Annotated in this window: 12 protein-coding genes; 8 read left to right on the forward strand and 4 right to left on the reverse strand. The window is 70.8% G+C overall.

Annotation, left to right across the window (positions count from 1 at the left end):
* Complete coding sequence (locus tag ACIRRY_RS34090; RefSeq protein WP_403980476.1) at positions 1–1,038, reverse strand: energy-coupling factor ABC transporter permease; 1,038 nt, start codon at positions 1,036–1,038, stop codon at positions 1–3.
* A gap of 170 nt (positions 1,039–1,208) precedes the next feature.
* Between ACIRRY_RS34090 and ACIRRY_RS34095 the strand changes: the two genes are divergently transcribed.
* A complete protein-coding gene (locus tag ACIRRY_RS34095; protein ID WP_403980479.1) occupies positions 1,209–1,562 on the forward strand; it encodes an SsgA family sporulation/cell division regulator in 354 nt (117 codons plus the stop codon).
* Positions 1,563–1,565: 3 nt separating this feature from the next.
* Here the strand turns inward: ACIRRY_RS34095 and ACIRRY_RS34100 are convergent, their stop codons facing one another.
* Positions 1,566–3,245, reverse strand: coding sequence for a penicillin-binding transpeptidase domain-containing protein (locus ACIRRY_RS34100; protein WP_403980481.1), 1,680 nt, complete (start codon positions 3,243–3,245; stop codon positions 1,566–1,568).
* 210 nt (positions 3,246–3,455) lie between these two features.
* Complete coding sequence (locus tag ACIRRY_RS34105; protein ID WP_403980483.1) at positions 3,456–5,087, reverse strand: penicillin-binding transpeptidase domain-containing protein; 1,632 nt, start codon at positions 5,085–5,087, stop codon at positions 3,456–3,458.
* Positions 5,088–5,317: 230 nt separating this feature from the next.
* On the opposite strand from ACIRRY_RS34105, the gene ACIRRY_RS34110 reads away from it, so the two are divergent.
* Complete coding sequence (locus tag ACIRRY_RS34110; protein WP_403980486.1) at positions 5,318–6,088, forward strand: calcium-binding protein; 771 nt, start codon at positions 5,318–5,320, stop codon at positions 6,086–6,088.
* 21 nt (positions 6,089–6,109) lie between these two features.
* Here ACIRRY_RS34110 and ACIRRY_RS34115 read toward each other — a convergent pair whose 3' ends face one another.
* Complete coding sequence (locus tag ACIRRY_RS34115; RefSeq protein ID WP_403980489.1) at positions 6,110–7,861, reverse strand: dolichyl-phosphate-mannose--protein mannosyltransferase; 1,752 nt, start codon at positions 7,859–7,861, stop codon at positions 6,110–6,112.
* A gap of 62 nt (positions 7,862–7,923) precedes the next feature.
* Between ACIRRY_RS34115 and rsmI the strand changes: the two genes are divergently transcribed.
* The 6 genes from rsmI to ACIRRY_RS34145 all read left to right on the forward strand — a co-directional run bounded on the left by rsmI (position 7,924) and on the right by ACIRRY_RS34145 (position 13,913).
* Complete coding sequence (rsmI, locus tag ACIRRY_RS34120; RefSeq protein ID WP_403980492.1) at positions 7,924–8,784, forward strand: 16S rRNA (cytidine(1402)-2'-O)-methyltransferase; 861 nt, start codon at positions 7,924–7,926, stop codon at positions 8,782–8,784.
* Between the two features lie 329 nt (positions 8,785–9,113).
* The gene (locus tag ACIRRY_RS34125) at positions 9,114–9,542 is read left to right on the forward strand and encodes a hypothetical protein (RefSeq protein WP_403980495.1); all 429 of its coding nucleotides are present in this window, start codon (positions 9,114–9,116) and stop codon (positions 9,540–9,542) included.
* Between the two features lie 47 nt (positions 9,543–9,589).
* Positions 9,590–10,474 carry a TatD family hydrolase gene (locus ACIRRY_RS34130; protein WP_403980498.1) on the forward strand — a complete coding sequence of 295 codons (885 nt, stop codon included), beginning with the start codon at positions 9,590–9,592 and terminating at the stop codon, positions 10,472–10,474.
* 110 nt (positions 10,475–10,584) lie between these two features.
* A complete protein-coding gene (locus tag ACIRRY_RS34135; protein WP_403980501.1) occupies positions 10,585–11,916 on the forward strand; it encodes a ubiquitin-like domain-containing protein in 1,332 nt (443 codons plus the stop codon).
* Positions 11,917–12,054: 138 nt separating this feature from the next.
* Positions 12,055–12,987 carry a 16S rRNA (adenine(1518)-N(6)/adenine(1519)-N(6))-dimethyltransferase RsmA gene (gene rsmA / locus ACIRRY_RS34140; RefSeq protein WP_403980504.1) on the forward strand — a complete coding sequence of 311 codons (933 nt, stop codon included), beginning with the start codon at positions 12,055–12,057 and terminating at the stop codon, positions 12,985–12,987.
* Complete coding sequence (locus tag ACIRRY_RS34145) at positions 12,984–13,913, forward strand: 4-(cytidine 5'-diphospho)-2-C-methyl-D-erythritol kinase (protein ID WP_403980507.1); 930 nt, start codon at positions 12,984–12,986, stop codon at positions 13,911–13,913. The genes rsmA and ACIRRY_RS34145 overlap by 4 nt, the downstream gene beginning before the upstream one ends.
* The last annotated feature ends 59 nt before the right edge of the window (positions 13,914–13,972 follow it).

Here is a 13,972-nt window from a genome sequence, read left to right on the forward strand (position 1 = left end):
TCAGGCCACCTGCGAGGTGCCGCTACGGCGCCTGCGGACCGCCCAGAAGACACCCGTGCCCGCGACGACCGTGACGCCCACGCCGATCACGCCCGCCAAACCCCCGGAGAGCCGGGCGTCGTCGACGTCGCGCACACCGTAGTCGGCGAGCGGGGAGTCCGCGTTGGCGTGCTCCTGGGCCTTCCGGTCGATGCCCTGGTCGGCGGCGACCTTCTCCAGGCCGTCGGGGTTCGAGGAGGCGTAGAAGCTGACGAAACCGGCGAGGAGGAGGGAAGCGGCCAGGCCGGTGATCCACACCTTGCGGTGCGAGGTGCGCGGGGTGGCGGCCACGGGGCTCAACCGGGGCGCGGCGTCGACGAGTTCGCCGTTCACGCGGAGCTTGAGGCGCTGCTCGAGGCCGCGCGCGCCGTAGACGAGATCCGGGCGTACGGCGATCACGGCGCCGACCGTCAGCGCGGTGATCGCCGCCTCGCCGACGCCGATGAGGACGTGCACGCCGATCATCGCGGTGGCGACCTTGCCGATCGAGACGTCGGTGGTGCCGCCGAGGGCGTAGAGGAGGGTGAAGACGAGGGCGGCGGCGGGGACGGAGAGCAGGGCCGCGGTGAAGGACGCGAAGGTGATCGAGCGGCGGGTGCGCGGGAGGATCTTCACCAGGCCGCGGAAGACGGCGTACGCCACGACCGTCGTCGTGATCGCCATGTCGGTGATGTTCACGCCGAGCGCGGTCAGCCCGCCGTCCGCGAACAGGATGCCCTGCATGAGCAGGACCACGGAGACGCAGAGGACGCCGGTGTAGGGGCCGACCAGGATCGCGGCCAGCGCCCCGCCCAGCAGATGGCCGCTGGTGCCGGCCGCGACCGGGAAGTTGAGCATCTGGACGGCGAAGATGAAGGCGGCGACCAGGCCCGCCAGCGGCGCCGTGCGCTCGTCGAGCTCGCGGCGCGCGCCGCGCAGGCTCACGGCGATGGCACCGGCGGCGACCACTGCGGTCGCGGCGGACACGGGGGCGTCTATGAATCCGTCAGGGACATGCACGGGATGATTTTAGATGGTTATTGCGACTGCTTTGCAAGAGCGAGAAGCTACCGGATCGAGATGTGAGATCTGTCGCCCCGGAGGGCGCTCCCGGGAAAATATGCGACATTGGGGTAGTGGAAGCGGATGCATAGCTTTCACACAGGTCACTCAGCGTAAGGGGCCGCCCGATGTCCGTAGTCGAACAGTACGCGCGAGCCCATATCGTCACCGACGAGGACGTGGACCGGCTGGATGGTGACGCCGTCCCCGTCGTCCTGCGGTACGACCCCGAATCCGATCCGCGAGCCGTCCGTATCGATCTGCCCGGACCGCATGAATGGACCTTCGAGCGGGAGTTGCTGGAGCAGGGGCTGCGTGCCCCGGCCGGCAGCGGCGAGGTGCGGGTGTGGCCGTGCGGACGGGTGCAGGCCGTGGTCGAGTTCCACTCCGAACAGGGCGTCTCCGTCGTCCAGTTCGAGACGAAGGCGATCATGCGGTTCCTGCGGCGGACCTATATGGCCACCGAACCCGTCGGCACCTGAGCGTCAGCCGCCGAGGCTGTTGCCCAGCTTCAGCAGGGCCGCCACGATCGGGCCGGCCGTGTCGCCGCCGTGTCCGCCCGCCTGGACGACACCCGCGGCGACGAGGTCGCCCTTGTACGCGGTGAACCAGCCGTTGGGCTTCTTCTGGCCGTCGACCTCCGCCGAGCCGGTCTTGGCGCCGTAGTCGGGGCCGAGCCCGGACATGGCCTGCGCCGCCGTGCCGTAGGCCGCCGTGTACTGCATGACCTCCTTCAGCTCGGACTGCGTCGTCGACGACATCGTGCGCGAGGCCTTCGCGATCGTGCGGTTGTCGACCGTCGGCGAGACCAGGTACGGCTGGTGGAAGGTGCCCGTGTCGACCGTGGCGGCGACCGAGGCCATGTTCAGCGGGTTCATCCGGACCCCGCCCTGGCCGATCAGCGAGGCGCCCATCTGCGCGCCGCTCTGCACCGGGACCGAGCCGTCGAAGGTGGGGACGCCGATGGCCCAGTTGTTCATGCCGAGGCCGTAGACCTGCTGGGCCTCCGTCGTCAGGTCGCTGTTGCTCAGCTTGGGCGCGAAGTTGATGAAGGCGTTGTTGCAGGACGCCCCGAAGGCCATCTTGAACGTGCCCTTCTTGATCTCCGAGTCGTCGTCGTTGTGGAAGGTCCAGCCCGCCAACTTGTATGTCTTGGGGCAGGGGTGGGACGCGTCCGGGGTGATCAGGTCCTTCTCGAAGAGCATCGTCGACGTCACGATCTTCATCGTGGAACCGGGGGCCAGGGAGCCCTGGAAGGCCACGTTGAAGCCGTGCGAGGCGTTCGCCACGGCCAGGATCTCGCCGGTCGACGCACGCGTCATCACGACCGAGGAGTTCTTCTGCTTGCTCACCTGTGTCTCGGCCGCCGCCTGGAGCGTCGGGCTGAGCGTCGTCTTCACCTTGCCCGGGGTGCCCTTGCTCAGCTCGACGAGCGTCTTGTCGGACTGCTTGGACTTCTTGCCGCGGACCACTTGCAGCTCGATGCCCGCCTTGCCGCCCGCCTTCTTGCCGAACTTCTCCCGCAGCCCGTCCAACACCGGCCCCAGGGACGGGTACTTGGCCGTCGTCAGCTCGCCGCCGTCCCGGTCGTAGGCCTTGATCGGCGGGGTGCCGGACTCGCCCGTCACCAGGGTGTCGCCGTCCGCGAGGTCCGGGTGGACGACGGAGGCGTGCCACTGGACGTAGGGCTTGCCGTCCTTCGCGCTGCGCACGACGGTGAGTGAAGTGGCGTACGTCATGGGCTTGTTGATGCCCTTGTACGACACCGTGCACTTCACCGAGAAGGGGACCTTGGCGCCGGTGGGGGTGCCCTCGGTGACGGTGATGCCCTTCATGTGGGCGTTCTTGCTGTAGCCGGTGAGCAGCGCGGTGGCCGCCGTCGACCTGTCGGTCACGGCGGCGGCCTGGGCGACCTTGCCCTGCTGCCAGTCGGCCAGGTACCGCTTCGCTGTCGTCTGCACCTCGGTCGCCGACAACGGGCCCTTCTTGATGGCCTTGTGGTCCGCGGTGTTCGACGTGCGCGCCTCGGCGGACGCCCCGCCGTCGTACAGCACGTACGCCCCTACGCCCGCCCCGACGACGGCCACGGCGATCGCGCCCCCGACCACGGCGGGTCTCGCCTTCCGCCGCTCGGGTACGCGCCTTCTCTTGCCCCTGGTGCCCACAGTTCCCGATCCTCCGCGAATCCCTGATCCCTTTGGGCCCCCGTCGTCACTCGGCCCGTCTCAGCCCTCACACACCCCAACGACGGGGCACACATTAGAGTCCCGTCCTGTGCGGGTGAGTTCCCGTCCGTGGGCGTGAGTTGGGCCACTCGCCGCCGTCCGCCGGGGTGAGTTGAGTCCAGCCGCTCGCCGCCGTCCGCGGGCGTGGGTTCAGCCACCCGCCGCCAGTACCGCGCGGACGATCGGTCCGGCGGCGTCGATGCCGTGGCCGCCGTCCTGGGTCATGGCCGCCGCCGCCACGTCGCCGCGGTAGCCGGTGAACCAACTGTTGGACTTGGCCTGCCCGTCCACCTCGGCGGACCCCGTCTTCGCGCCGATGTCGGGGCCGAGCCCGGCCATGATGCCGGCCGCGGTGCCGCTGGTCGCGGTGCGGTACATCATCGCCCGCAGCTGGTCCGACGTACTCGCCGACAGGCCTTTCGCGGTGGCGAGTTGGCGGTCGTCGAGGCTCTGCGCGACGAGCACCGGCTGGCGGAACGTGCCCGTCTTCGCGGTCGCCGTCACCGACGCCATGTTCAGCGGGCTCATCTGCACCTGGCCCTGGCCGATCAGGTTCGCCGCGGTGTCCGGGCCGCCGGACGCGGGGACCGAGCCGTCGAAGGACGGGATGCCGGTCTTCCAGTTGTCCCGGCCGAGTCCGAAGCGGTCCTCGGCCTCCCGGGTCAGCGAGTCCACCTTGACCGAGTCGGCGAACTTCACGAACGCCGTGTTGCAGGAGCGGGCGAAACTGTCGGCGAGCGTGGCGCCCTCATCCGGCTTGAGGCCCGTCAGATTGTGGAAGGTCTGGCTCTGCCAGACCGCGTCCGGTGTGCAGGGCGCCGGGCCGTTCATCGTGGTCAGCCCGGTGTCGATGAGCGTGGCGGCACTGATGATCTTCATCGTCGAGCCGGGCGCCAACTGCCCCAGGAACGCGGCGTTGAAGCCGTCGTTGCGGTTGTTCGCGATCGCCAGCACCTGCCCGGTGCTCGGCTGGAGCGCCACGATCGACGACTCCGAGTACTTCGTCACGGCCTTCTCCGCGGCGGCCTGCGCGCTCGCGCGGAGCGTCGTGCGCACCTTGCCCGCCTTGCCCTTCTCCAGGGTCAGCAGCGTGGTGTCGGCCGAGTCCGCGACGGCGTGCTTGATCGCCAGCTCGATGCCGGGCGTACCGCCCGCCTTGTCGCCGTACTTGGCGCGCAGCTCGTCGAGGATCGGCCCCAGCGACGGGTACCTCTCCTTGGTGAGCACGTTCCCGTCCCGGTCCACGGCCTCGATCGCCGGACTCGCGGCCTCCCCGGTGACGAACGTGTCGCCGGTCCTCAACTCCGGGTGCACGACGGTCGGTTGCCAGTCGACGAGCGCCCGCCCGGTCGTCTTGCCGCGTACGACGGTCAGCCTGCTCTTGTAGTCGAGCGGCTTGTCGACGCCCTTGTACGACACCGTCGCGTGCACCGTGAACGGCACGGTGGCGCCCGTCGTCGTACCGGGCGTGATCTTCACCTTCGTGATGTGACCGGCCCCGCCGTAGGACTCCAGCACGGGGTCGGCGGCGGCGTCGTTGTTCGTGTACGACGCGGCGGACACCGACTCCCCGCTCTCCCAGGCCGCGAAGAACTTCTTCGTCGTCGCCTTGACCTCGGCGGCACTGGGCGGCCCGGTCTTCACGGGCGCGGGCCCACCGGACCCGGCGATCCCGGAACTGCCGCCCATCGCGGACACGACGTTGTACGCCCCGTACCCGGCCCCTCCCACCATCACGGCGAACACACTGCCGATGACGGTGGCCTTTACCCCCTTGCGCATGGGTCGTTCCCCTCCCCGTGTCAGTCCTCCGACTGTAGGTGGCGTGGGGGAAAGCTGTGAGGGGTGTTGCCTTTTGTTGTCCTAACAGAGATCAGGGGGCTGAATCGCCCCGACCGACGGGCCACGTATGTGAACGTACGGCGAACGCTGGGCGATACCGGGCAACCAGGGGTGGGGGCCGGGGGTCGGGAACGGTGACCGGTCCCCAACTGGCCCACGGAGGTGGTGCGATGCTCGCTCGACTCGGCGGACACCGGGTGTTCCGCGTCGCGGCGGTGCTGATCCTGGTGCTGGCGCTGGGAGTCGCCGTACGGGTCGCGCTGCATCGGGGGACCGGGCCGTACAAGGGGCCGCCGGCTGTTGTCACAGGGGACGGCGGGATCACGTACACCGCCGCACCGGGCCAGGCCAACCACGTGACCGTCACCGAGACGGGGAAGCACAACGATCTGATCCTCACGTACCTGATCGACGACGTGGTCCCGGTCAAGGCGCCGAAGAAGCACTGCGCCTACCCCGACGCCGACGACCGCACCAAGGTCGCCTGCACGGTGGAGATCGACGAGATGGAGACCGACCCTTCGCTCAGGCTCTCGCTGCGGCTCGGCGACGGTGACGACACCGCCGTCGTCCACAACCGCACGTCCGGCTTCATCCTCGCCTACAACGAGGTCTGGCTCGGCGCGGGCGACGACACCTGGACCGGCACCGCGCGCGAGGCCCAGAACGTCTACGGCGAGGACGGCGACGACACCCTCACGACCGGCACTGCCTCCGCCTACGGCGGCCGGGGCGACGACACCCTCCACGTCGACGACTTCGGCCATGGCGGCGACGGCGACGACGTCCTCTACGGCGACCGGGGCGACCAGCACCTGTACGGCGACGGGGGCGACGACCGGCTCTACGGCGGCCGGGGCGACGACCAGTTGTACGGCGGCCCCGGCACGGACGTACTGGACGGCGGGCCCGGCAAGAACACCCTCAAGCAGGACGACTGACGGCCGGGCCGGGACAGCGCCTCACACCCAGGTGTCCAGCCACATCCGCGACCGCCACTGGTCGATCGGGATCGCCGTGCCCGTGTACAGCGGCCAGAAGTAGATGAAGTTCCACGTGATCAGCAGGACCAGGACGCCCGCGCCCACCGCGCCCGTGACCCGGCGGGTGTCGCTGGAGCCCGGTGGGCCGATGATCGCGCCGATCAGCATCGCGACCGCGAGGCAGAGGAAGGGCAGGAAGACGATCGAGTAGAAGAAGAAGATCGTGCGGTCCTGGTACAGGAACCAGGGGAGGTAGCCGGCCGCGACGCCGCAGGCGATCGCGCCCGCGCGCCAGTCGCGGCGGAACGCCCAGCGCCACAGGACGTACAGCAGCGCGAAGCAGGCCGCCCACCACAGCATCGGGGTGCCGATGGCGAGGACCTCGCGGGCGCACTTCTCGCCCGCGCTCGCCGGGCAGCCGTCCGAACCGGGGGAGGGGGACTCGTAGAAGTACGAGACCGGGCGGCCGTCGACGAGCCAGCTCCACGGGTTGGACATGTACGTGTGCGGCGAGTGCAGGCCGATGTTGAACTCGTAGACCTCGTGCTCGTAGTGCCACAGGCTGCGCGCCCAGTCCGGCATGAAGTGGCTCCAGAAGCCGCCCTTGCCGTCGGTCGCCGCCCAGTTGCGGAAGTAGCCGCCGGTGCCGTTGCCGGGGGAGAGGATCCAGCCGATCCACGAGGTCAGGTAGACGGCGACGGGGACGACGCCCATGGAGAAGGCGACGAGGAAGGAGTCGTAGCGCAGGGCGGCCACGTACGGCCTGCTCGCGCCCGCGACCTTGCGGGTGCCGATGTCCCAGAAAACGGTCAGCAGGACGAAGAAGGCCGCGACGTAGAGGCCGTTCCACTTGGTGCCGATCGCGAGGCCGAGCATCAGGCCGGCCAGCCAGCGCCACGGACGCAGCCCGAGGAACAGGGTGTCGGCGACGTGGGCGTCGGGGCGGGCCCGGCCGTCGGCCTCCACCGGCAGCGCGGCGGCGAGTTTCTCTCTGGCCCTGTCCCGGTCGATCACCAGGCAGCCGAACGCGGCCACCACGAAGAACATCAGCACGCCGTCGAGCAGCGAGGTGCGGGCCATCACGAAGGCCAGGCCGTCGATCGACATCATGACGCCCGCGACACAGCCCAGGAACGTGGAACGGAACAGGCGGCGGCCGATGCGGCACAGCATCAGGATCGCCAGCGTGCCCAGCAGCGCGGTCATGAAGCGCCAGCCGAAGGGGTTGAAGCCGAAGATCAGCTCGCCGATGCCGATGACGTACTTGCCGACCGGCGGGTGCACGACATAGGCCGCGTCCGTCGGGATGGGGATGTGACCGTTGTGCTGGAGGATCAGGTCGTTGGCGTTCTTGTCCCAGTTGACCTCGAAGCCGCGGTGGACCAGCGCCCACGCGTCCTTCGCGTAGTACGTCTCGTCGAATATCACCGCCTTCGGGCTGCCCAGGTGGTAGAAGCGCATCACGCCCGCCATCAGCGTGACCAGCAGCGGACCGCCCCAGCCCGACCAGCGGTTGACGCGGTCGACGAGCGCCGGCGAGAAGCCGAGCGCCGCCCACAGCCGCGGGCCGGGCTCCGCGTACGGCGGCACCAGCCGGTCCCGTACGTCGCTTCTGGGCCCCGCCGTGTAGCCGAATCGGCGCAGCCGCTGCTGCCACGACGGCCGCTGCTCGTGCGGTGCCTGCCCTTGCCGGGTGTCCGTGGAGTCCATGGACGACGCTGTACTGGTCACCGCGCCATCGTAGGGAACAGGTCTGTGTGAGTCCCGCCTCTCTCCCCTGAGAGGATGGAAACGTGACAGTTGCTCCCGGAACTCTGGTCCTTGCCGGCACCCCCATCGGCGACATCGCGGACGCCCCGCCGCGGCTGGCCGAGGAGTTGGCGGGTGCCGACGTGGTCGCCGCCGAGGACACCCGACGGCTGCGGCGGCTCACGCAGGGGCTCGGGGTGCAGCCCAAGGGGCGGGTCGTGTCCTACTTCGAGGGCAACGAGGCCGCCCGGACACCGGAGTTGGTCGAGGCGCTGCTGGGCGGCGCGCGCGTGCTCCTGGTGACCGACGCGGGGATGCCGTCCGTGTCCGACCCCGGATACCGGCTGGTCGCCGCCGCCGTGGAGCGGGACATCAAGGTCACCGCCGTCCCCGGGCCGTCCGCCGTGCTCACCGCGCTCGCGCTGTCGGGGCTGCCGGTGGACCGGTTCTGCTTCGAGGGGTTCCTGCCGCGGAAGGCCGGCGAACGCCTGTCGCGGCTGCGCGAGGTCGCCGACGAACGGCGGACCCTCGTCTACTTCGAGGCCCCGCACCGGCTCGACGACACCCTCGCCGCGATGGCCGAGGTCTTCGGCGCCGAGCGGCGGGCCGCCGTCTGCCGGGAGCTGACGAAGACGTACGAGGAGATCAAGCGCGGCCCGGTCGGCGAACTGGCCGAGTGGGCGGCGGAAGGCGTGCGCGGCGAGATCACCGTCGTGGTCGAAGGGGCGCCGGAGAAGGCCGAGGAACTCGACGCCGACGAGTTGGTACGGCGGGTGCGGGTGCGCGAGGAGGCGGGGGAGCGGCGCAAGGAGGCGATCGCCGCGGTGGCCGTCGAGGCAGGCGTTCCCAAGCGCGAGGTGTTCGATGCCGTGGTGGCGGCGAAGACTGCGCAAAAACCCCTCTGAGCCGCCGCATGAAGCCCGCCGAGCGGCCGTCGGGAAAGCCTCTCTGAGCTGCGGATACGGCCCCTCTGAGCAGGGCGCTCCTCCCATGAGCGCGCGCCCCATGGCGGAGCAAAGCAGCGTCGCCGAATGCAAAGTCCGGACCGGCTGTCCGGGGCGATTTGACAAGAAGAGTCCAAATCGCCTCCAACAGTCGACAGGTCTGATGCATTCGCCCTGCGTGAGGCGTCCACTGGACTGAGGGACGCACCCGTCCCTCGCCTCCAACGGGATTCCGGGGGGAATCCCCTCGCCGGAGGCGCTTGTCCAGCGGAAGTCAAGCAGGAGCTGGCATGAGTGAGATCGCAGGGCAGACAGGCCTTCGTGGCCCCGCCACAGCCGTGGTGAACGAGTCGTACTCCTTCGCCTGCATGCGGTGCGGGCACGGCTGGGAGCAGTCGTACGAGATAGAGCACCACACGGACACCGACGGCCACCAGTTCGTGATGTACGTGGCGGAGGGCCAGGTCGTGCCGTCGCCGCTCAGCCGCCCCGCGTGCCTCAACTGCGACGGGCATGTCGTGCGCATCATGCGCGCGGGCCAGGTCTCGTCGGTACGGGAGGCCGCGCAGCGGCAGTACCAGGCGCCGCGGCCCCGGGCAGCCGCGACCACGGAGGACGGTGCGGACGGCGACGCGGCCGTGACCCCGCTGCCGGAGCCCGGGGACCACCACTGGCACCTCTCCGACCTTCTCCACCCGTTCCACCGCAGGGCGAGCTGACCGGCTCCGACGACCGGGCGGGCATGCCCCTTTCGTAGGATCGGGGCATGCCTTCCTCCAGCGGCAGCGAGAAGAACGCTGCACCGCCGCTCCCGGAACCCCTCCGGGTGCCCGTCGCCGACTCCCACACCCACCTCGACATGCAGTCCGGCACGGTGGACGCGGCGCTCGCCAAGGCCGCGTCGGTCGGTGTCACGACCCTCGTGCAGGTCGGCTGCGACGTGAAGGGCTCACGCTGGGCCGCCGAGACGGCCGCCCGGTACGACGCGGTCCACGCGACGGTCGCCCTGCACCCGAACGAAGCCCCGCGCATAGTCCACGGCGACCCCGACAGTTGGTCCCGGCAGAAGGCCCGCGTCCCCGGCGGCGCTCCGGCCCTGGACGAGGCGCTCGCCGAGATCGACCGCCTGGCCGGCCTCCCGCAGGTCAAGGGTGTCGGCGAGACCGGCCTCGACTACTTCCGTACCGGGCCCGAGGGCAAGGCCGCGCAGGAACTCTCCTTCCGCGCGCACATCGAGATCGCCAAGCGGCACGGCAAGGCCCTGGTCATCCACGACCGCGACGCCCACGCCGACGTGCTGCGCGTCCTCAAGGAGGAGGGCGCCCCCGAGCGGACCGTTTTCCACTGCTACTCCGGCGACGCCGAGATGGCCGAACTCTGCGCCCGCGCCGGGTACTTCATGTCCTTCGCCGGCACCGTCACCTTCAAGAACGCCCAGAACCTGCGGGACGCGCTGGCCGTGGCCCCCCTCGAACTGGTCCTCGTCGAGACCGACGCCCCGTTCCTCACCCCCGCCCCGTACCGCGGACGGCCCAACGCCCCGTATCTCATTCCGGTCACGGTGCGGGCGATGGCGGCCGTCCGGGGCATCGACGAGGACGCCCTGGCGACGGCACTGGCGGCGAACACGGCCCGCGCCTTCGCCTACTGACCCGTTCGAACACAACCCTGGGTAGCCACGTCGCTTTGGAGAGTGACGGCCGCTCCGCTAGGTTCTGTTGGCCCGATCCGGACCCTTCTGGCCTTCTGGAGCGTGTCGGCGTGAGCAAGAACGAGACCTACGAGACGTACGAGACCTACGAGGCGTACGACCGCGGTGTGCGCGCCGATGTGTACACCGACGGGCCCACCGAGGTGTACGGCGCCCGCACCGAGGTGTACGAGGACACGTACCGCCCCGCCTACGAGGCGCCGGAGCCCGTGTTCCCGCACCGGACCGTGACCGCCGTACCGGGCCGGGCGGACCGCAGGCGAAGAGCCGAGCGCACCGGCTCGACGACTGCCTCCACCATGCGGCGGCTGGTGCCGCAGGCGCTGGTGGTCGCGTTCCTGGCCGGCGGCACCACCGCGTTCGTGGCCAAGGACAAGGCGATCGAGCTGAGCGTCGACGGCAAGCCGCGCACCCTGCACACCTTCGCCGACGACGTCACCGAACTCCTCGCCCAGCAGGGCGTGGACGTCGGCGCGCACGACGTGGTGGCCCCCGGCCGCGACGCGCCGCTCGCCAGCGGCGACGAGGTCGCGGTGCGCTACGGCCGCCCCGTGCGGCTCACCCTCGACGGGCAGCGGCGCGAGGTGTGGACCACGGCCCGCACGGTCGACGGCGCCCTCGAACAACTCGGGGTGCGGGCGGAGGGCGCGTACCTCTCGACCTCCCGCTCCCAGCCCATCGGCCGCGCCGGACTCGCCCTCGACGTGCGCACCGAACGCACCGTCACGATCATGGCCGACGGCCGCGCCCGCACGATCCGCACCAACGCGGCGACGGTCGGCGAGGTGATCGGCGAGGCCGGCATCGGCCTGCACGGCGAGGACACCACGTCGGTCCCGCCGGACAGCTTCCCGCGCGACGGCCAGACGATCACGGTCCTACGGGTCACCGGCACGCGGGAGGTCCGCGAGGAGGCGATCCCGTTCAGGGTGGAACGCACCGACGACCCCACCCTCTTCAAGGGCACGGAGGTCGTCGAACGCGCCGGCCGCCCGGGCCTGCGCCGCGTCACCTACGCCCTCCGCACGGTCAACGGCGTCAAGGAGAAGCCCCGCCGCATCGACGACGAACTCGTCCGCGAACCCAGCCCCCAACTGGTCAAGGTCGGCACCAAACCGATGCCCACATCGGTCCAGGGCGCCGACCAACTCAACTGGCACGGCCTCGCGACCTGCGAGTCCGGCGGCCGCCCAGGCGCGGTAGACCCCTCCGGCACCTACGGCGGCCTCTACCAGTTCGACACCCACACCTGGCAGAGCCTGGGCGGCTCGGGCCGCCCCCAGGACGCAACGGGAGAGGAACAGACCTTCCGAGCGAAGAAGCTGTACGTACGCAGGGGTTCGAGCCCATGGCCACATTGCGGAACAAGGCTGCACGGTTGAGACGGTTTTTTTGGGGGCAGGGGGCGCAGCCCCGCGCCCCCAGGAGCGCGGGGCTGTGTCGATTCGCGGCTCCGCCGCGTGGGCGCGACCAGCCACAGCGGACCGGCGGACGAAGAACCGCCCCGTAACCTAGGTGCCGTGAGCAGCAACCCCGACGCCCTCCTGGGCCCAGCCGACATCCGCGAGCTGGCGGCAGCCTTGGGCGTACGCCCCACCAAACAACGCGGCCAGAACTTCGTGATCGACGCGAACACCGTCCGCCGCATCGTCCGCACCGCAGACGTCCGCGAGGACGACGTCGTCGTGGAGGTGGGCCCAGGCCTGGGCTCACTCACCCTCGCGCTCCTCGAAGTGGCCGACCGCGTCACCGCCGTGGAGATCGACGACGTCCTCGCGAGCGCGCTCCCCGCGACGGTCACGGCCCGCATGCCGGAGCGCGCGGACCGCTTCACGCTGGTGCACTCGGACGCGATGCAGGTGACGGAACTGCCGGGCCCGCCCCCCACCGCCCTGGTCGCGAACCTCCCGTACAACGTGGCCGTACCGGTCCTGCTGCACATGCTGGAGCACTTCCCGAGCATCGAGCGCACGCTGGTGATGGTCCAGGCGGAGGTCGCCGACCGGCTGGCCGCGCCGCCCGGTTCGAAGGTGTACGGCGTCCCGTCCGTGAAGGCGAACTGGTACGCCGAGGTCAAGCGGGCCGGTTCCATCGGCCGTACCGTCTTCTGGCCGGCGCCGAACGTGGACAGCGGCCTCGTGTCGCTCACCCGCAGGCCGGAGCCGCCGAAGACCACCGCCACCCGGCGCGAGGTGTTCGCCGTGGTCGACGCGGCTTTCGCGCAGCGCCGCAAAACCTTGCGGGCGGCGCTCGCGGGCTGGGCGGGATCAGCGGCGGCGGCCGAGACGGCCATCGTCGCGGCCGGGGTGTCGCCGCAGGCGCGCGGGGAGTCCCTGACGGTCGAGGAGTTCGCCCGCATCGCGGAGAACAAGCCGACGGGAACGGAGAGTTCGGCGGAGGCCGCGACCGAGACCAGTACTGCCGACGTCGAGCACGAGGAGCCCCGTAAGTGAGCGTGACCGTCCGCGTCCCCGCCAAGGTCAACGTCCAGCTCGCGGTCGGCGCCGCGCGAGCGGACGGCTTCCACGACCTGGCCAACGTCTTCCTCGCGGTCGGCCTGTACGACGAGGTCACCGTGACCCCCGCCGACGAACTCCGCGTCACCTGCGCGGGCCCGGACGCGGCCCAAGTCCCGCTGGACCGCACGAACTTGGCGGCGCGGGCGGCGTTGGCACTCGCCGAGCGGTACGGCCGCAGCCCCGCCGTGCACATCCACATCGCCAAGGACATCCCCGTCGCCGGCGGCATGGCGGGCGGCAGCGCGGACGGCGCGGGCGCGCTCGTGGCGTGCGACGCGCTGTGGGGGACCGGCGCCTCGCGGGCCGAACTGCTCGACATCTGCGCGGAGTTGGGCAGCGATGTGCCGTTCAGCCTGGTGGGCGGGGCGGCGCTCGGCATCGGGCGGGGGGAGAAGCTCACGGTCCTGGAGACCGGGGGCACCTTCCACTGGGTGTTCGCGATGGCCGCGCGGGGGCTGTCGACCCCGGCGGTGTTCCGGGAGTTCGACCGCTTGGGGGAGGGCACCCGCATTCCCGAACCGATCGCCTCCCGGCCACTCCTCGACGCGCTCGCGAAGGGCGACCCGGACGCGCTCGCCGCCGCCGTCTCCAACGACCTTCAGCCGGCGGCCCTTTCGCTCTTCCCGGCACTGGCCGACACCCTCGCCGCGGGCCGCACCGCGGGCGCCCTCGCCGCGCTGGTCTCCGGCTCGGGCCCGACGACCGCGTTCCTCGTCCGCGACGCCGGGTCGGCGGCGAAGGTGGCCGAGGCGCTGACGGCGTCCGGGACCTGCCGGACGGTCCGTACGACGACGGCCCCGGCGGCCGGGGCGACCGTGATCGGCCGACCTTCACACGAGGTCCACGGAACACCCGCCTGACCTGCAAAAATGTCCATGTGCGATGTTATCCGAGCCGCATGGATTCAATGTTCGCCAAT

Origin of the sequence: Streptomyces sp. NPDC101776, assembly GCF_044766845.1 — a bacterium.
GTDB lineage: Bacteria > Actinomycetota > Actinomycetes > Streptomycetales > Streptomycetaceae > Streptomyces.